Here is a 19,179-nt window from a genome sequence, read left to right on the forward strand (position 1 = left end):
TTTATGAAAGTTATGAACATTTTTTAAAAACAATGTTCCAAATTTTAATTAAGGCAAAAAAAATATGCGGATGCACAAGCGTTACTGCTGCTCTTACCTTGCTTGTTGTCGGTAATGCACCGCACTCACACTTCTCAATCTTTCTGCGGCCTGTTCTGGCGTTAAATCACGCTGGCTTTCTGCCAACATCTCATAACCCACCATAAATTTACGCACGGTCGCACTACGCAATAGCGGTGGATAAAACAGTGCGTGTACTTGCCAATGTTGACAATCTTGATCGTCCAAGAAAGGGGCACCATGCCAGCCCATTGAGTACGGGAATGTGCATTGGAAAAGGTTGTCATAACGCGTGGTCAGCGCTTTGATCGAGATAGCCAAGTCCTGACGTTGTTCACCAGACAATTCCGTTAAACGACTCACCCGTTGTTTGGGTAACAGCAAGGTTTCAAACGGCCACGCCGCCCAATAGGGCACCAGTGCTACCCAAAATTCTGTCTCAACGACAACGCGTTCTTGCAGTGCTAACTCACGCTGAACATAGTCGTACAGCAAAGGCGAACCGTGTTGAGCAAAATAATCCGCTTGATGTCGATCTTTTTGGCTGACCAGCGTAGGCACAAAGCTGTTGGCCCAGATTTGTCCATGCGGGTGCGGCTGGGAACAGCCCATGGTCGCACCTTTATTTTCAAACACTTGAACCCAAGGGTAGTGTTGACTCAGCTCCTGAGTTTGCTCAATCCAAGTCCGGATCACTTGCTCAATTTCAGCAGATTCCAATTCTGGGAGTGTCTTGCTGTGATCGGCAGAGAAACAGATCACTCGGCTTTCGCCTCGTGCGCTGTGCATTTTAAAAAGCGGATCACTCAACTGTTCTGAAAAGGGTGTGGTTTCCGTCAATGCTGCAAAGTCATTCTTAAATACATAAGTGCCACTGTAGGTCGGATTGACTTCCCCATTGACTCGCTGATTTCCGGGACATAAAAAGCAGCCTTTGTCGTAGCTTGGTAGTGACTGCTCACTGGCAGCTTCTTGCTGCCCCTGCCATGGGCGCTTCGCTCTGTGGGGAGACACCAACACCCACTCACCAGTCAACGGGTTATAGCGACGGTGCGGATGCTCTGCTACTTCAAATTCTTCTAACGTCATGTTTCCAATACTCTCTACATCCCAGATTTCAACTTGATGGCGTTACCTCAACATCCATCACCACTTTCAAACCGTCAGTGCATCTACCGCTTTGCGAACCAGATTGCCGATCTCAGGCCAGCTCTGTTCATCAATCAATTGACCCGGAACCATCCATGTACCGCCACAAGCCAGCACGCTGCTAATGGCTAAATAATCTTGAATATTGGCGGCTGAAATTCCGCCTGTTGGCATGAATTTCACCGGGTAAACCGCGTTCAACGCTTTGAGCATTTCAGTACCGCCCGATGCACTTGCAGGGAAAAACTTCAATGTCTTCAAGCCCATTTCCATTGCTTGCTCAACAAGGCTCGGGTTATTGACGCCGGGAACAATGGTGACACCACGTTGTTGGCAATATTTGACTATGGTTGGGTTAAAACCGGGGCTGACGATAAAATCGACTCCCGCTTCAATCGCGGCATCCACTTGATCGGTTCTAAGCACGGTGCCCGCCCCAATCAACATATCGGGATAAGCTTGGCGCATTAAGCGAATCGCCTCTGCTGCAGCTTCCGTTCTGAATGTCACTTCGGCACAAGGCAGACCGTTCTCCACTAAGGTTTTCGCTAATTGCACCGCATCTTCTGAATGCTTAATCGCAATCACGGGAACGACTTTCATCGCACTTAACTGTTTCTCTAATTGGTTTTTACTCATTTTTCTCTCCTAGCATGACTGTTCACAGTGTTGGCATTGCATCTTGCGCGATGATGGCTCCGTAGTGGCGTATCACCTGCCCCGCCAATGTATGCCCAGCTAAAGCCGCTTGAATTGCGTCTTGGCTAGACAACCACTTATAGAGGTATGCTGCGTTAAATGAGTCCCCCGCCGCAGTGGTATCAACCACATCGTGAATCGCCGTTGTCGGTACCCACTGCTCTTTGCCTTTCGTCACAACCATGCAGCCATCACTGCCGGACTTGAGCACCAGTTGAGCCAAACCAAAAGCTTGTAAGCGCGTTAAGGTGTCATTTTGCGTTTTTTCTTGATACAGCTTTTGCTCATCGTCTAGGGTCAGTAATGCAATATCCGTCAGTGCCAAAATCTGTTCATAACATTCCTGAGCTTGTGCTGGCGTTGGCCATAAGCGCTCTCGATAGTTGCTATCAAACACCACTACACAGCCCGATTCTTTTAACTTTTTGATTAAATTCAGTAGCTTGATTAACGAGGCGCTATCTTGAATGGCTAAGGTAATTCCCGAGAGATAGATAAGGTCGTAGTCAGACAGAATGGTGCACAAGTGGTCATTCTCTTCCCGAGCGATCCAGTAACGAGCTGCTGCATCTTGTCGCCAGTAATGAAAATCACGCTCACCATCTTCTCGATTTTCAATCAGATACAAACCGGGCAATTTATCTGCATAACGAGCCACGTGAGTGGTATCCACGCCTTCTTGTTGCCAGCTTTTGATCATGTCATCGCTAAGATGGTCTTTACCCAGTGCTGTAAAGTAGCTGACCGATAGATCTAACTTTGCAGCGCGAGCTAAACGAGCAAGGTAGACAGCAGTATTCAGCGTATCGCCACCAAAGCCCTGTCGTAGTCCCGACTGAGTTTTCTGGATCTCCAGCATACATTCGCCCAGTACAGCAATTTTCTTTTTCATAGTGACGTACCTAATACAGCAATCTACATTTCAAGCTATGTAGAGTATTTAATCACACGAAATTTATTTTTAAAACGACATTTCAATTTAAGTTTTGTGATGTTTTCTTTTCTGTGAGCAAGTTAATAAAACGTCATTTCAAAAATTTTCATTTAAAGTAAGAGTGGTAAAGTGTCTACAAGTTGAATGCGGGTGGCCGTGCAGAAGGTAAAAAAGAGCAACACCGTTACCGAAAAGCACCGCTATACAGTTGTTTCATGTCACAGAGAGACACGGTGACATACTTATTGAAAGAGAATTGAGTAATGCAAATACGCCAAGCAATCCATAGCCAACATGCGAAAACACTCGACACTGAAAATCTACGCAGCCAGTTTTTGGTTGAGTCGATCTTTGTTGATGACCAATACACCATGACTTACAGCCATATCGACCGCATTGTGTTTGGTGGGATCAAGCCCCTTAACCAAACACTGAGCTTTGCGGCAGATTTAGGCAAAACGTTCGGCGTTGATTACTTCTTGCAACGCCGCGAATTAGGGCTGATTAACATCGGCGGCGATGGCGTGGTGACTGTTGATGGTGAGACTTACCAAGTTGCGGCCAAAGAAGCCTTGTATGTGGGTATGGGGGCTAAAGAGATCGCATTCGCTAGTGTAAACCCTGCGGATCCTGCGAAGTTTTACTACAACAGCGCACCAGCTCATCAAGCTTATCCAAACAAAAAGATCACCTTACAAGAAGCGTCACCCGTGACTTTGGGTGATGCCGCCACCAGTAACAAACGGACCATATACAAGTACATCGTTCCAGATGTGTTGCCAACATGCCAATTACTGATGGGACTCACTCAACTCGAACCTGGATCACTGTGGAATACCATGCCTTGCCATACTCACGAGCGCCGGATGGAAGTCTACTTTTACTTTGGCATGCAAGATGACGCAGCCGTGTTCCACTTGATGGGTGAACCGAAAGAAACACGCCACCTCGTTGTGCGTAACGAGCAAGCGGTTATTTCACCAAGCTGGTCTATCCATTCAGGCGTGGGCACTCAGGCTTACACCTTTATCTGGGGTATGGTGGGTGAAAACCAAGTCTTCACTGATATGGATCATATCGCAATGCAAGACTTGCTATAACGAAGTCATTTCCTCACTTATTGGCCAACCTAAGTGATTAGGAAGAGTGATGAGATCATTCCATGGGTAACATGGATACACATCGACTGGATTCAATGAGCCTCTAAGTTACTGGATAACTTGGATGATAAGCTTAATGGATCACAAAACGGTGATGTATAGCTGTTCTTAACTCAAAGCGCCCTCCATGGGCGTTTTTTATTTTAAAAACATAAAGATAAATTGTTTTTCGACATTTACTTTTTACTTCCTCCCGCTTAGCCCTACTTTTTTCAGGTGTAAATACCTATCTATCTCAATCTGTGACTTTCGTTTTATTATTTTCGTTTTTTATCTACAGTTTTGATTTTGATCTTACTTTAAATAATTAAAACGCCATTTCTATTTTAATGATTGAAAAGATCTATATTATTGCAATGGTGAATCAGTTCACTAGAAAACCAATAATTTTAAGAAATGGAAAGCGTATGAAAATGAAACATGTAGGCTCTAAAACCCTCGTTTGTACCTCCGTTTTGACGGCTCTGTTTGCTGCATCGGCTTTTGCAGAAACACTGGATCCAAACGATATTCGTAACCAAAGTGCGGCAGCGGTTGATCTTGCGACTGAAGCCAAACAAGCGTTTTACGACAGCTCTAGCTCTAAACTGCACTCATTCCTTTACTTCCGTGATCGCGAAGAGAGAAAAGAAGGCGAGAGTTTCAAACCTAATATTGAAAACCAAACTCTGCAATTGGCGTGGGATTACAAGTCTGGTTACTTCAAAGACACCATTGGTCTCGACATCTGGGCGAACATCAACCAGAAAATCGGTGACACAACAGGTATGTCTGAGATCCTGTACTTTGATCATGAGTGTGCTAACGATCCTTCTAGCCAGACTTATGACCCAGCGACAGGCAAAACAACTCGCGTTGCTTGTGAAAAATCCTATGCAGCTCTATCCGTATTTGCACTGAAAGCAAAATTTGGTGATGAGGAAGCGGGTTTAGCCCTGCGTGGTGGTTATACACCAATTAACTTCGGTACCATCCGTTCTAGCTGGGGTTTGAACCCACATGCTTACCGCGGTATTGAAGCTAAAGCTCATTTTGGGAATTGGGTAGTCGGTTATGCTTTCGCTGATGAGTTCAAGAATGACTGGCGCAAAGATTTCCTACCGATGACCACCGTTTGGCACCAGCAACAAAATCCTTTATCGACCAACCAAGGCTATGTAATTGATTACATTCAAACTGTTGGTGCAGTGTACAGCTTTGATGGCGGTTCGTTTGATGTTGGTTATGGTATCGGTAAAGAATACCGTACGAACTGGCAAGCACTTGCAAAATACGGTTTTGCTCTTGGCAGCGCGAAAGTAGACCTCACCGGTTTCTACCACGGTTCGATTGCTGAAGAAACCGTATTAACGGGTGTAAGTGATGCGAAAGTTCAAAGCTACGTTGGCTTAGGTGCAAACATTAAGCAAGGTAACTTTACTTGGATTGCGGGGCTTTCAGCAAGCGATACCCAAGGTGAAGAAGTGGCTTATAACTTCCGACTCACACCATGGGCAAACTCTGATAACCGTAGCTTCCAACAAACCGTTTCTGGCCTTGATGACTACAATGCCGACGGCACACGTGCCGTTAAGCTAGGCGTAAACTATAACTTCGCAAGCTTTGGAGTACCGGGTCTATCAGCAGGTATGGGCGGTAACTACGGTACTCACGTACGTTCTGACCTGAAAAAAGCAGAGTATGACGGCAGCATGTACTCCGTGGATTGGAACGTCGGTTACAAGTTCCTTGATGGCGGTTTGGAAGGTCTGAACATTCAAACTTTCCGTAGCTTGTTCCGTGGTGACGACATCGTACACAAGAACGACCGTAACGATTTGAAAGTGTTAATCTCTTACAGTGTAACGCTGAAGTAATCCCTCATTATTTCAGTTATTTCTGTGGCCTGATGGAATTCCATCAGGCTTTTTTATTCTGCCCGAGTCATGATTTTCAAGTTTAGCGTTTAGGCGATGTCATCCATGATGCCTTTAAAAACATCGTATTCAGCAAACCGCTCAACAAGCCAAATACAAAAGAAAAAGGCCTGATTTCTCAGGCCTTTAAATTGCTTAACTCAGATCACTCTTCGTCTTTTTTGTTTGATGCCCAAACGTAGAGCAGTTCCAGAGCGATCGTTGCACCCGCCAGTGAAGTCAGGTCGCTTTGATCGTAAGGAGGAGAGACTTCTACCACATCCATACCGATCAGGTTGATGCCTTTCAGCGCACGGATGATTTTCAGGATCTTGTCTGAGCTCAAACCGCCACACACTGGTGTACCCGTGCCCGGTGCGAAAGCTGGATCCAGACAGTCAATGTCGAAAGTCAGGTAAACAGGCTTGTCACCTACGATGTGGCGAATTTGCGCCACAATCTCTTCTACAGACATATCGTTGGCTTGCATCGCGTTAATCACGTTGAAGCCGTGGCCTTCTTGTTTGTATTCCGTACGAATACCCACTTGCACCGAGTGCTTAGCCGAGATCAGACCTTCTTTTGGCGCATGGTAGAACATGGTGCCGTGGTCATACGCACTGCCATTCGCGTAAGTGTCAGTGTGTGCATCGAAGTGGATCAGCGCCATTTCGCCGTAGTGCTTGGCATAAGCACGTAGGATTGGCAGAGTGATGAAGTGATCACCACCCAGTGCCAGCATGGTTTTACCACTTTTCAGGATTTCGCTGGTTGCAGCTTCCAAGCGGTAAGTGAAATCTTCTGCATCACCGCAATCAAAAACCAAATCGCCCGCATCAACCACGTTGATCTTTTTGAACAGGTTGAAATCCCAAGGGAACTTCTTACCTTCCCATGCTAGGTTCACTGAAGCACGACGAATCGCGTCAGGTCCCATACGTGCACCCGGACGACCGGAAGTCGCCATATCCAAAGGCACGCCAAGTACCACAACATCAGCGTTAGTATCTACTGGGTTACGCACATAAGGACGACGTACAAACGTCATCGCGTTTGAGTAGAGTGAATAATCAGTTTTAGTAAACAAATCATTCATTTAGAAATCCTCTAAGTAAGTATAGCCGCTCAGGCCTAATTCAAGTTCCGCCAATACGGTCTCTTGTTCTTCTTTGGCAACACGTTGAGAAACGAGTTGACGATAGTTGGTGCGAATTTTATCTACGTCAATGTGAACGTAGCGCATCATATCTTCAACCGTGTCGCCTTCATTGATAAAGGCAATTTCTGAGTCGCCTTTATCGTTAATGTTTACCACTACGCTGTGCGTATCACCAAACAGGTTGTGCATATCACCCAAGATCTCTTGGTATGCACCGACTAGGAAAAAGCCCATCAGGTAAGGTTTGTCGCTTGTCCACGCTGGCACAGGCAGTGTGCTTTCAATGCCTTGGCCTTCCACGTATTGTTCAACCGCACCGTCTGAGTCACACGTGATGTCGAGCATCACTGCGCGGCGATCGTTCATCTCTTCCAAACCAGAAAGCGGCAGCACTGGGAACACTTGGTCAATACCCCAAGCATCCGGCAGTGACTGGAACAGTGAGAAGTTCACGAAGAACTTGTCCGCCAAACGCTCTTGCAGCTCATCCAGAATTGGACGATGGAAGCGGTTTTTGTTGCTCATCTTCTGACGCAGTTCATGGTAGATACGCAGTGACAACTGCTCTGCCCATGCACGGTGCTCAAGGTTCAGTACCCCGGTTGCAAACTGGCTGTGTGCTTCAGAAAGATCGCTTTGCGTGTCGTTGTAAATTTCAATCAGTGCGCGGTCATCGGTACCGTGCTGCACTTCTTCAAATCCACGCCACATGTTTTTAATCAGCATTGGAGATTCTGCATCCGGTGCAGGAATATCTTCTGGTGAATACGCTTCTGTACCGATTACGTTGGTGATCAACACCGCGTGATGCGCCGTGATAGAACGACCGGATTCAGAAATGATCACCGGACGCGGCTGACCGTACAGGTTACATACATCGCTGACTGTGCTCACGATGTTACGCGCATATTCGTGCAGACCGTAGTTCATCGAGTTGGATGACTGACTACGAGTACCATCGTAATCCACCGCCAAGCCGCCGCCGACATCGAAGAAATCGATGTGTGCACCCAGCTCACGCAGTTCACAGTAGAAACGTACCGCCTCGTTCACTCCATTACGTACGTCGCGAATGTTCGCCATTTGCGAACCAAGGTGGAAATGCACCAGTTGCAGCGCTTCCAGTTGATCTTCCGCTTTCAAGCGGTTAATCACGGTGAGCACTTGTGATGCCGCCAGACCGAACTTCGATTTTTCACCGCCGCTCGATTGCCATTTACCCGCACCTTGAGAAGCAAGACGAATACGCAGACCCAGACGTGGTTTCACACCAAGGCTTTTCGCTTCTTTCAGAACCAGATCCAGCTCTGACAGTTTTTCCAGAACGATAAAGACTTTATGACCCAGTTTTTCACCGATCAGTGCCAGACGAATGTACTCTCTGTCTTTATAACCATTACATACAATCACTGAACTGGCTTGCTGAGCCATTGCCAACACCGCCAGAAGCTCAGGCTTACTGCCCGCTTCTAAGCCGAGTTGCTTGTGTTCTAATTCGGCCTGACTGGCCAGAATCTCGTCTACTACCTCTCTTTGTTGGTTCACTTTGATGGGATAAACCAGCAGGTATTTATTCGGGTAGTCGTACTCTTCAATCGCCTGATTGAAAGCGTCACAAATGTTGTGCACGCGTTGATGCAGGATCTGCGGGAAGCGTACAAGCACAGGCAAATTTAAATCACGCGCTTCGAGCTGTTTAACAATTGAGCTTAATTGCGTTTGATGAGCTTTGTCTTTTCTCGGCGATACATACACTTCGCCTTGATCGTCAATGCCAAAAAAACCTTGGCTCCAGTAATGCACATTGTAGTCAGCGCGAACGCGGTCTAATTTGGATGGTTGTTCCACATCGTATCTCACAAAAACAGAGAGGATTACAATGATTTCATCGGTTGAAATCACACCTGACACCCTAGATGTCACGCGCTTTATCGGTGAAAAGCTAGGGTGTGTCTAATGATAATAATTTATCGTTATGACAACTGTTAGTTATCACACATAAACTTGCATAAATGTCTTCATTTCATTCATTTTTCTCAGTGCCGCTTAATGCCACCAACTAAAGTTACTCTTCAAAGCGTTGACAATATTGGCTCGGCGTCACACCACGCTGTTTTTTAAACATGCGATTAAAACTGGCAACATGCTGATAGCCCAATCGACAGGCAACTTCTTCAATCGGTACTTTCCGGCTGAGCAAATTTACCGCCATATTACTTAACACATAACCCATGACGATCGAAAAACTCATCCCGAAACCATGTAAGCGACGCTGAAATTGCTGGGTTGAAAGCCCGAGCAATTGGGAAACTCGCTCTAACGTTGGATAACCGTAATGACAAGCATAGTTGATGGTTTCATACACCACTTTATGTTCGTCGGTCGGATCAGGCATGTTGAGAAAATCATCCAGCTCTTGGTAGCGCATCGCCAAAGACTTGGCTTTGGGTCGATGCTGCATCTGAGTCGCTAAGCGGTGGTTGGCGTGAAACCAAATCTCAACCCGTGGCTGGTTCCAATCCACTTCACAGCCAAAATAATCACAGTACTTATTCCGGTTATCTCTTTTACCGGGCAGGAGTACGCGCATTGGCGCAAAGTGTTCGCCCAAATATTCTCGCAAAACCTTCAGCATAAACGTCGCCATACGAATACCGTCATGCACCTTCATCTCGGTTTGGATCTGTGGATTGCGGTAGATCCACTTCAAAATGGGCCCAACTTGTGCCCCAACCATGGAGCACCCCGATTGCACGCTACTGAAACCATAGTTGATACGCCGAATCGTCGAGGCCAGATCCGCCCCAGAAAAAAACCACCGATGAGCGGGTAATGCCATATCCAGAACCGTATCTTGAGCTGCTTTGAGCAAAAAATCCGGATCTTTTGTCGCTTGCTCCATGCGCTGATACCAAATATTGACCTCATTGGCTGGAATCAATGTCATAGGCTGATAGAACACGGACTCAGGTAACCCACTGCACCCTTCCGGTAAGTGGTACAACTGCTTGATTTTCAAATGAAGATAAGAAAATCCTATCGCTCGTAAAAAATACATACCACCCTACACCTTTGCTGATGAGATACCGATTATTTCAAATGCTAACGTATTTTGACGTCTTTGGTTACTTTTGCAGGTCTCTGATTTGTAATATGCACAATGCGCGCTCCCTTGGTTATGGAGCATGGTATGAGTCTTTTAAGCGTTCCTTTCGTCGACACAGGTAGCGATACCGCCCTACATATTGTTGCAGGTTTAGTCCTAGTAGCCTCCGTCGCTGCTGGCGTCTATGGTTTTTGGAAACTGCATGAAATCCCCATCAATAAAGCCCACAGTAAAGATCATCATCAAATCGGCTTGATCACTGCCTTAACGTGGATCGGCTTTCTTTGGCATTGGGTTTGGGTTGTCGCCGTTATTCTTGCTTTTGTGGATATGGATAAAGCCATCTTGCATCTAAGGGAAACTTGGCGTCATGGCAGCCTCGATGAAAAGCAAGATGAAACCGCATCAGAATCACCAACCAAGGAGCATTCAGCATGATCGAAGGCTTAGCCGTTTGGGCACTGTTTATCTACCTATTGCGTTTGGTCGGTATGCCGTGGAACAAAGTCACCAAAAGTTTTGCCTACTTAGGGGGAATTGGCTGGTTGATGTTTGTGTGGGTTGGTCTTATCAACTACACGCCAATGGATATTTCTGGCGGTTCAGTGGTGCAATCACCTCATATTCAGCTCCGTCCTGATTCACCGAATGTCACGGGCAAAGTGAGTAAAATTTACATTGAGCCAAACCAAACCATTCAAAAAGGACAGTTGCTCTATGAGATTGATGCAACACCTTACCAAATTGCGTTTAATCAAGCCAAAATTGCCGAAAACGCCGCCAGTGTGGCTTTGGATAGTGCCAGAGGCGATGTTGAGATCGCAAAAGCCAGTTATCAATCCATGCTGAAAGACATCACGGTTTCGCAAAGCCAATTGGCTTCTGCCCGTGAAGATTACTTGCTACAAAAGAAGATGCTGGAGCGTTATCGCGAGCAAAACCGCATTGTGAAAAACACCATCACTCAAGCGGATATGGATAAACAAAGCACTACCGTGCAAGTAGCAAAGCAGAATCTGATCACTATCGAATCACAACTGGCGAAAAAACAAGTCGATGCTGATAAAGCAAAACTTGCGATTACGCAGGCGCAACTGACCATCACCCAGCGCGAAAACGATCTGAGCAATGCCCACGAAACCGTGGCTAAGGCACAATGGGATTTAAACAGCACTCAGGTTTACGCCCCTGCAGATGGCTTTGTTACCAACTTCATTCTGCGTGAAGGGCAACGAATCGCCATGATGCCGCGTTTGCAAATGTACACCAACGAGAAGTACGTGCTGATGCGCGTTAACCACCAAGCAATTCGCAATATCAAAGCAGGGCAACTCGCCGAATTTGCTTCCTCGGTTTATCCGGGCAAGATTTTTTCAGCAACGGTGGAAGGCATTGTTGAAGCGACAGGAGAAGCACAAAGCAACTTGATGGGCTTTGATCAAAACGTTGCCGCGACAACCGCACAGAACCTACGCAACAAGCACCATTTTGTTCGCTTAAAAATAGCAGAACCAGAGGGCTATGATGTCCCGGTTGGCTCTGTTGGCCTCGCTTGGGTAAGCGGTGAAAAGCCCATTTCATTCCTCGCTTTCCTCGATGCGATTCGCGGCATCATTATCCGCATGAAGTCGCAACTGTATTTCTTCTACTCCATCTGAGCCTCTTCAAAATTTGCCATCTCAATCAAAGAGGTGGCAAATTCACCACTTCGCCACTGATTCGCCTTTTTTCACTTGGCTATACATTGTAATTACATACAATTCCGTTATGGTGATTTCTCCTCTCAAGTGAGAAGCAAAATGGATTACTTAGCTTTATTACAAACGCACTATAAATGGTTGATGACCGCACTCATCATCCTTTTTTATCCGCCCATTTCGCGGATTACCCTACGCTTATTTGAAAGCATGATTACGGGAAGAGTGGATATTCACCGCCTTAAACGCGCTCGTTGGCTGATCCGCACCTTACTGTTTTTGGTGATGCTGTTTACCACGTTAATTTTGTGGGGTGTTGAGCTACGCGGCCTGCTTGTCGTGGGTTCATCACTGTTTGCTTTGCTTGGGGTCGGTTTATTTGCGGGTTGGTCACTACTGAGTAACGTGACGGCATTTTTGATTTTGTTCGTCCAAAACCATTGCCGGATTGGCAGTTGGGTACGTGTGGTTGATGGGGCTAACTTTATCGAAGGGAAAATCATCGATATGGCACTGCTCAATGTTGAGTTAGAAACCCTTGATGGTAACCGCGTGCTTTACCCCAACAACTTATTTATTGTTCGCCCTGTGATTGTCTTGAAGAAGGCACCCGAGAAAGCGGCCAAAAAGCCAGAAAGAAAACAGCTACCTAAGGGATTGTAAATTTGACCGAATACCAAGACTTATCTCAACAAATCGAACACATTGCCACCGCGGAAGAATCCGAGCAGACACACCTGCTTGGTGAGATGGTGGAAAATGGCTTAGATGAAGGCTCCATTGCCCTGATTCTAGAAGCGTTTCCCGTTGAACAACGGGTGCGTTTATGGCGTAGTTTGCCGTTAGAAATGCACATTGATGTGCTGACCGAAATGCGCGCCGAAGTGCGCATCTCCGTTATCAAGGCGCTGTCTGAAATTGAGTTAAAACTCACGCTGGCCAAACTGGATAACCTCTCACTGATCGAGTGGGAAGACTCTCTCCCCGATGACATCATCAGTGAAGCATTAAGCCTCATCAACCGCGATGAATTAGAGCTGTATGACCAAGCCAACGAGTTCGCGGATGACGAAATTGGCCACTGGGCGGATCGAAAAGTTTATACCTTACCTTTTAGCATCAGTGTTCGCCGAGCCAAAGTCCTACTGGATAAATATCACTACGAATCCCCTCAGTACATTTACCTGATCAACAAAGCCAAAAAATTCCGTGGCTTGGTGAGCTTTAGTGATGTATTGCAAGCCGAAGAAACCACCCAGCTCAAAAATCTGCGCATGGAAGAATTGGTCACGCTCAATGCTCAGCAAACTTTGTCTGATGCTGTGGATGCGCTTGAGCACACGACTTTACCTATCGTCCCAGTACTGAGTGATGATGACACGTTGATCGGTGAAATTGACTGGCATTTTGCACTCAGCGTGCAACGTGAGATGTATGAAGCGCGTTTGATGGCCGGTACAGGTATGGATGAAGGCGATGACCTGTTCGCGCCTGTACTCAAGAGCTCAAAAAAACGTGGGCTTTGGTTGGGCATTAACTTACTGACCGCGATTCTTGCCTCCATCACCATTGGCCTGTTTGAAGATGTAATTTCGCAAGTCGTGGCCTTAGCGGTACTGATGCCGATTGTGGCTTCCATGGGCGGCATTGCCGGTAGCCAAACCTTAACCTTGATGGTGCGCGCGATGGCGCTCAATCAGATCACAGTGGGTAACCGTTTTGCTTTGCTGAAAAATGAGCTTGGAATTGGTTCGATCAATGGCTTAGTGTGGGCACTGATCATCGGCGGAATGGCCGCACTTTGGTTCCAAGAGCCCGTTATCGGAGCCACGATTGCTCTGGCGATTGTGGTCAACATTATTACCGCAGCATTATTTGGTGTGCTGATCCCAATCATTTTGGATAAGTTCAAGCTCGACCCTGCCTTGGCAGGTTCCGTCATCCTCACTACCGTGACTGATGTGGTCGGCTTTTTTGCCTTCCTCGGCACCGCCAGCTTGGTGATGTTGTAGCTTCTTGATTGCCCATAGCTAAGGCAGAAAGCTTTCTGCCTTAGCTATTCTTCATTCATTTCACTAAGCGACTTTTCTCGTTTTCGATGGTTGAGTAAAAGGCATTAATGCTTGATGTAGAACGCTGACACCTGTTGCGTAATCCGCGTCATCGACCACAAACTGCACATTAACATTGCGCATCGAAGAATGCGCCGCCATCGGCTCAATCTGCTGTTCCAGTAAAGCTTGTAGACCTTGCGCGAGCACTTTGTTGGTTTCCATATGCGAACCAATCGCTGAGATTAGCGCCACCATGCGTACTGATACCGCTGCCTGCGGGTAGCGCCGCTCCGCTTGGTAGCGAATATGGTTGAGATGTTCACTGCTGCCACTTAAGTAATAAGTGATCGAATTAGCATTCATCTCTTTACCAATTAATTGCACTTTCGCATCGCGTATCCATTCAATGAGCTCATGACTGACTTCATCCATCATGCCCACCATGCTTTGGTCGAACAGATGCAGAGCAAAGACTTTGTCTCTTCCTGCAATGATCTCGACTCGATGTTGCTGTGGCTGATATTGGGCAGTGATCAACGTGCCCGGATGTTCAGGCTCAAAGGTATTTTTGATCCGCAACTCTATGTTCTTTTGTCTGAGTCCTGCTGCGGCATTGGGTGGATAGCTTCCATCCCCAAATTAGCTAATTGATCGGCAACATCAAAGTTACTCAAACCGATCGGCTGCACTTTGTCCGTGCCGACCAGACACGGATCGGCTGAGCTCAAGTGGTACTCTTTATGGATGATCGCTTGCTCCGCCCCCATTACAACGGCGATCCGGCTAAACGTCATCTCGCTGTATCCACGGTCGTAAGTGCGCATTAATCCTTCTTGGCATGATGCATAGCCGGTGACAATGGGTAACTCACTATCCACATCAATGTTGCGAAACGCGTTTTCAATCACCTGATCCAAATTGCCTTGGCTGGGTTCGCACCAACCTGACAAATCCACAAAACGGGCGTTAATTCCAAGTGTATTGAGTTTAAGTGCCGTGTTATAAGCACTGTGCGATTCGCCAATTGAGGCAAGAAACTCTCTAATCTGTGGTAAAGAGTGGCGTAAGGAAAACTGTCCGTATTGGCAGGTTTCCAAAATATTCTGAATACAAGCTACCGCCTCAGCCAAACGGGCACGAATGAATTTGTCGGCGCGTAGGCGTGTCATCGCATCGGCAAACAGATTTTCGTTGATCAGCAACATACGCTGCTCAAGGGCATAGAGTGCATCTAGCCAACTTTCATCATGTTTGGCGATTTTTTGGTAAATACCGGCTGCCCCCGTACGCTTACATTCCAGTAACGCATCCGTGATCCCTGAATAAGCGGAAACCACAAACACTCGTCCGTACGGCTGTGCTGGTCTGAGTAAAATATTATCCAGTACCGCGTCAAAGGCGGTCATGGAGGTACCACCGATTTTTTCTACGGTGTAAGACATCATTTCTCCTTATGACGTTGTGAAATCAATTAACTTTCATGCAGCGGATAAACACCTTCAGCATCATGAATTTCGAGCCCAGTGAGTGGCGGGTTAAATACGCAAGCCATCACCATTTCATTTGAGAATGCACGTAGGTAGTGCTCATCATGCTGATCAAGGATATATAACGTACCCGGCTGGATCGGGTAGGTTTCACCACCCACAACCGCAATTTCCCCTTCACCAGAAATGCAGTACACCGATTCGAGGTGATTACGATAATGAATATGGGTTTCTGTGTTGGAATAGATAGTCGTGATATGGAAAGAAAAACCCATTTGGTCATCTTTCAATAACATACGCACGCTTTCCCAGTTTTCCGCCACCACTCTTCGTTCACTTTGGCGACACTGATCTAAGGTTCTCACAATCATGTTTTTCTCCTTTACGATGCTTTCTGTAGTCTGCGTGATGCAACCGCCGCCGCACTGCGCTCAATGATCGCCAAACCTTTCGCGAGATCAGCTTCGGTTATAGTCAGTGGGCAAAATACTTTCAGCACTTCATCTTCAGCCCCAGCCGTTTCGATAATCAGCCCATTTTGAAAACAGATGTCTGCAATATCGCGAGCAATTTCACCATTGTGACACGCTATACCTTGCATTAAACCGCGCCCTTTTAAGTTGGAAAACAGAGACGGATAACGACGTAAAAAGCTTTGTAAGGCTTTAGTCACTTGCTCACTGCGTGCAGTAATATGGTTTTGGAAATCTTCATTTGCCCAATAAGCCTCTAATGCACGTGTAGCCGTAACGAAAGCATGATTATTGCCGCGAAACGTACCGTTGTGCTCGCCTGGTTTCCATTGGTCTAGCTCCGGCTTGAGCAGAACTAATGCCATCGGCAGCCCGTAACCACTGAGTGATTTTGATAAAGTCACCATGTCCGGCTCAATACCGCTCGGCTCAAAACTAAAGAAAGTACCGGTACGACCACAACCAGCCTGAATATCATCGACAATCAACAGGATTTGATTGGCACGACAAATCGTTTGTAACCGTTGTAGCCAAGCGGAAGAAGCAACATTCAGCCCACCTTCCCCTTGCACAGTTTCCAGCAATACCGCCGCGGGCTTATCTAAACCGGATGAGTTGTCCTGCAACATGGTTTCGAACAGAGTTAAACCATCAATTCCGGCGTAGCCTTCAAACGGCACACGATTTACGCCAGACAATGCCATCCCCGCTCCTTGGCGATGATGCTGGTTCCCTGTTGCCGCAAGTGCCCCAAGCGAGCAACCGTGAAAACCATTGGTAAACGTCACTATGCTTTGGCGGCCAGTCACCTTACGTGCCAGCTTTAAGGCCGCTTCTACCGCATTAGTCCCCGTAGGACCTGTAAACTGCACTTTATAATTCAACCCGCGAGGTTCGAAGATATGTGTCTGTAATGTTTTAAGAAACTCTGCTTTGGCTTCGGAATGCATATCCAGCCCATGAGTCAAGCCATCACGTTCAATGTACTCAAGCAGGGCTTGTTTGAGGACGGCATTGTTATGCCCGTAATTGAGCGAGCCTGCGCCAGCCAAAAAATCCAGATAGGCTTCGCCCTCTTGGCTGTAGAGCCAGCTACCTTTCGCAGTGGCGAATACCACAGGAAAGTGAGTCGCGTAAGATTGCACCTGAGATTCATGAGTTTTAAAAATGTCCATAACGAGAATTTTTATCCTTTTGGTTGGTTCGATGGATTAAGAGGAATGCGATAGAGGTATTCCGTGTCATGCTCTCCTTCAAAATGACAGGTCTTATCCAGAAAAGTGGAGACACTACCCTGCTTTCCATGCTCCCTATCAAGCTTTTGAAATAACCGCCAAGATGCTTGGTTTTTCTGGGTAATCGTGGTTTCAAGAACCGTGAGATCCTGTAGCTCACTACGCCCAAGCAGATGTTGGATCATCTGATATGCCAAGCCTTTCCCACGTGCAGACGGATGCACCGCCACTTGCCAAATAAATAGCTCATTCGGTTTTTCCGGTTTGCGATACGCCGAGACAAAACCCACTAGCAGCTCTTGCTGCTCAGCAATCAGGCATGTGTGCTGAAAATGGCTGGACTGTAAAAAATTGCAGTAAGCCGAATTTTGATCGAGCGGTGCGCACTGAGCGATTAATTCGTGAATCGATAAGCCATCTTCCTGAGTCGGCATACGAAACACCCAAGGCTGTGAGCGATTGTGCATTATGTGCGGATAAATCATCCAAGGGGTGGCAGTAAAAATCACAACAAATCCTTTGTGTTCAAATCATATTTCTATTTTTACCCTAACAGCAGTAAATGATTTTTCAAGTAAAAATAGGCAATAAATACTTTTTTAAAGTAAATAAAATGAAAATTTCAAGAAAAATTAATTTGAACTAGAATAATATGAAGACAAAGATTTAAAGCCTATCTGCGTACAAAAAGTAAGCAGCGTGGCTCGTCATTAGCTCGAGTAGTGGTGCAGTGAAGCGGATTGCAAGCCGTTGCAATTTGCAATCGCAGAATGCAATCAGATGAGCATTAATTCATCTTAACCAGCGTAAAACCCGCACAAATAGGCGCATATCAACTTGGCACAGATAGTGCATTATTAGTAATGACCCTTAATTAAGCCGAGGGTCACCTAGCCAACTGACGTTGTTAGTGAATGACATTGTTCACATTGATTTATCAGCCAATCGTACCTTTTGCGATTGGCTTTTTTCTTTCCCGCTTCCCACTCGTTGCTTTTGAACATCGAGTAAATCTTTCTCAAACCAAGATGAGAAACCGTGCGCATTTCTCAAGCTCATGCTTTACCTTCCCAATCTGAGCGGTAAAGTGTAAACCCTGCTGCGGTTCTATAGAGACAGGGATATGAAAACCGACTACCACCAGCGAATTCGGCCAGTGTTACGTTATTTGGAAGCGAATTTCGATCAGCCTTTAAATTTGGAAGAAGTGGCTTTGCAGGCACATTTGTCGCCTTACCATTTCCACCGCATTTTCAAGGCGGTTGTCGGCGAAACATTGGGGGATTTTATGCGCCGCCTCAAGATGGAAAAATCTGCCAGCGTTCTGTTTTATCACAAACGCTCTATCACTGAAGTCGCCCTAGATTTTGGTTTCTCCAGTTCACAGGCTTTTGCGAAGGCTTTCAAACAGCACTTTGGTTTAACCGCAAGCCAAGTTCGCGAATGCCAAGACATTGAAGCGTTCAGCCAGTTGATGCGAAACAGCAAGATTGGACACACACTGCGCAAGAATGGAAACGAACAGTCGAATTTACTCCCCTATACTCATGAAAAATCAACGGAATGGAGTAAAAACATGGCAATCGAATCTTTCACCCCCGGTGGCTTAGCGTATATGCGTGTAACTGGACCTTATGGGCAAAATTATCCACCCGCGGTCGAGAAACTGTATCAGTGGGCTGGGCCCGCTGGTTTCGCGGAATGCCCTTGCATCTTTATCTATCACGACAATCCAGAACTTACCCCAGCAGAAAAATGTCGCACCGATATCGCTCTTTTAGTGCCTGAAGGTACAGAAGTCGGTAAGTCTATCGAGTACACCCATTTCGATGGGGGCAAGTATTTTACGAGTCGACGCACGGTGACTGACCAAAGCCAATATGGTCACTTTTGGAATGAACATATGGGGTGTGTTGTGGAACAAGGATTAGAAACGGATCAACGCCCTTGTTTTGAGCTCTACCACCACTACGACCCCGTGACACATCATGCTGATGTGAGTTTCTGCACCGCGGTGGTATAAACCGTTACTCACTTAAACGACCATAAGTTTGATGCTGTTTTGGCATAT

General features: G+C 46.5%; 16 protein-coding genes and 1 pseudogene. 7 read left to right on the forward strand and 10 right to left on the reverse strand.

Annotation, left to right across the window (positions count from 1 at the left end):
- Positions 1-93 precede the first annotated feature (93 nt).
- The 3 genes from galT to kdgK form a co-directional block, all read right to left on the reverse strand.
- Positions 94-1,149, reverse strand: a complete 1,056-nt coding sequence (gene galT, locus D908_RS04095; RefSeq protein WP_005526432.1) for a galactose-1-phosphate uridylyltransferase — start codon at positions 1,147-1,149, stop codon at positions 94-96.
- A gap of 66 nt (positions 1,150-1,215) precedes the next feature.
- Positions 1,216-1,848 (reverse strand): bifunctional 4-hydroxy-2-oxoglutarate aldolase/2-dehydro-3-deoxy-phosphogluconate aldolase, encoded by a 633-nt coding sequence (locus tag D908_RS04090; protein WP_005526433.1) that lies wholly within the window; start codon positions 1,846-1,848, stop codon positions 1,216-1,218.
- A 22-nt stretch (positions 1,849-1,870) separates the two neighbouring features.
- Positions 1,871-2,800 carry a 2-dehydro-3-deoxygluconokinase gene (gene kdgK, locus D908_RS04085; RefSeq protein WP_005526436.1) on the reverse strand — a complete coding sequence of 310 codons (930 nt, stop codon included), beginning with the start codon at positions 2,798-2,800 and terminating at the stop codon, positions 1,871-1,873.
- Positions 2,801-3,105: 305 nt separating this feature from the next.
- Here kdgK and kduI point away from each other — a divergent pair, with 305 nt between their 5' ends.
- Positions 3,106-3,942, forward strand: coding sequence for a 5-dehydro-4-deoxy-D-glucuronate isomerase (gene kduI / locus D908_RS04080; RefSeq protein ID WP_001167140.1), 837 nt, complete (start codon positions 3,106-3,108; stop codon positions 3,940-3,942).
- Positions 3,943-4,409: 467 nt separating this feature from the next.
- Positions 4,410-5,858: an OprD family outer membrane porin gene (locus tag D908_RS04075; RefSeq protein WP_005526438.1), complete on the forward strand. Its 1,449-nt coding sequence runs from the start codon at positions 4,410-4,412 to the stop codon at positions 5,856-5,858.
- Between the two features lie 205 nt (positions 5,859-6,063).
- Here D908_RS04075 and speB read toward each other — a convergent pair whose 3' ends face one another.
- The 3 genes from speB to D908_RS04060 all read right to left on the reverse strand — a co-directional run bounded on the left by speB (position 6,064) and on the right by D908_RS04060 (position 10,114).
- Positions 6,064-6,993 carry an agmatinase gene (gene speB / locus D908_RS04070; protein ID WP_005526440.1) on the reverse strand — a complete coding sequence of 310 codons (930 nt, stop codon included), beginning with the start codon at positions 6,991-6,993 and terminating at the stop codon, positions 6,064-6,066.
- Positions 6,994-8,904 carry an arginine decarboxylase gene (speA, locus tag D908_RS04065; protein WP_005526442.1) on the reverse strand — a complete coding sequence of 637 codons (1,911 nt, stop codon included), beginning with the start codon at positions 8,902-8,904 and terminating at the stop codon, positions 6,994-6,996. It abuts the gene before it with no gap.
- Positions 8,905-9,121: 217 nt separating this feature from the next.
- Positions 9,122-10,114 (reverse strand): AraC family transcriptional regulator, encoded by a 993-nt coding sequence (locus tag D908_RS04060; protein WP_005526444.1) that lies wholly within the window; start codon positions 10,112-10,114, stop codon positions 9,122-9,124.
- Between the two features lie 132 nt (positions 10,115-10,246).
- Here D908_RS04060 and D908_RS04055 point away from each other — a divergent pair, with 132 nt between their 5' ends.
- The 4 genes from D908_RS04055 to D908_RS04040 all read left to right on the forward strand — a co-directional run bounded on the left by D908_RS04055 (position 10,247) and on the right by D908_RS04040 (position 13,871).
- On the forward strand, positions 10,247-10,600 hold the full coding sequence (locus D908_RS04055) for a hypothetical protein (RefSeq protein ID WP_000055362.1): 354 nt from the start codon (positions 10,247-10,249) through the stop codon (positions 10,598-10,600).
- Entirely contained in the window at positions 10,597-11,820 is a 1,224-nt protein-coding gene (locus D908_RS04050) for an HlyD family secretion protein (RefSeq protein ID WP_005526446.1), read from the forward strand. Before D908_RS04055 ends, D908_RS04050 begins: the two co-directional genes overlap by 4 nt.
- A 141-nt stretch (positions 11,821-11,961) precedes the next feature.
- Positions 11,962-12,522, forward strand: coding sequence for a mechanosensitive ion channel domain-containing protein (locus D908_RS04045; protein ID WP_000385040.1), 561 nt, complete (start codon positions 11,962-11,964; stop codon positions 12,520-12,522).
- A 2-nt stretch (positions 12,523-12,524) separates the two neighbouring features.
- A complete protein-coding gene (locus D908_RS04040) occupies positions 12,525-13,871 on the forward strand; it encodes a magnesium transporter (RefSeq protein WP_000141576.1) in 1,347 nt (448 codons plus the stop codon).
- Positions 13,872-13,934: 63 nt separating this feature from the next.
- On the opposite strand, the pseudogene D908_RS0119820 reads toward D908_RS04040, so the two are convergent.
- The 4 genes and pseudogenes from D908_RS0119820 to ectA form a co-directional block, all read right to left on the reverse strand.
- Positions 13,935-15,355, reverse strand: a pseudogene (locus tag D908_RS0119820) (aspartate kinase).
- A gap of 29 nt (positions 15,356-15,384) precedes the next feature.
- Positions 15,385-15,771 (reverse strand): ectoine synthase, encoded by a 387-nt coding sequence (locus tag D908_RS04035; protein WP_000637097.1) that lies wholly within the window; start codon positions 15,769-15,771, stop codon positions 15,385-15,387.
- 11 nt (positions 15,772-15,782) lie between these two features.
- Positions 15,783-17,048: a diaminobutyrate--2-oxoglutarate transaminase gene (ectB, locus tag D908_RS04030; RefSeq protein WP_005526448.1), complete on the reverse strand. Its 1,266-nt coding sequence runs from the start codon at positions 17,046-17,048 to the stop codon at positions 15,783-15,785.
- 11 nt (positions 17,049-17,059) lie between these two features.
- Entirely contained in the window at positions 17,060-17,614 is a 555-nt protein-coding gene (gene ectA, locus D908_RS04025) for a diaminobutyrate acetyltransferase (protein WP_032467704.1), read from the reverse strand.
- A 617-nt stretch (positions 17,615-18,231) separates the two neighbouring features.
- Between ectA and D908_RS04020 the strand changes: the two genes are divergently transcribed.
- Positions 18,232-19,131, forward strand: coding sequence for an AraC family transcriptional regulator (locus D908_RS04020; protein WP_005526450.1), 900 nt, complete (start codon positions 18,232-18,234; stop codon positions 19,129-19,131).
- The last annotated feature ends 48 nt before the right edge of the window (positions 19,132-19,179 follow it).

The organism is Vibrio mimicus CAIM 602 (assembly GCF_000338875.1).
In the GTDB taxonomy this organism is placed as follows: Bacteria; Pseudomonadota; Gammaproteobacteria; order Enterobacterales; family Vibrionaceae; genus Vibrio; species Vibrio mimicus.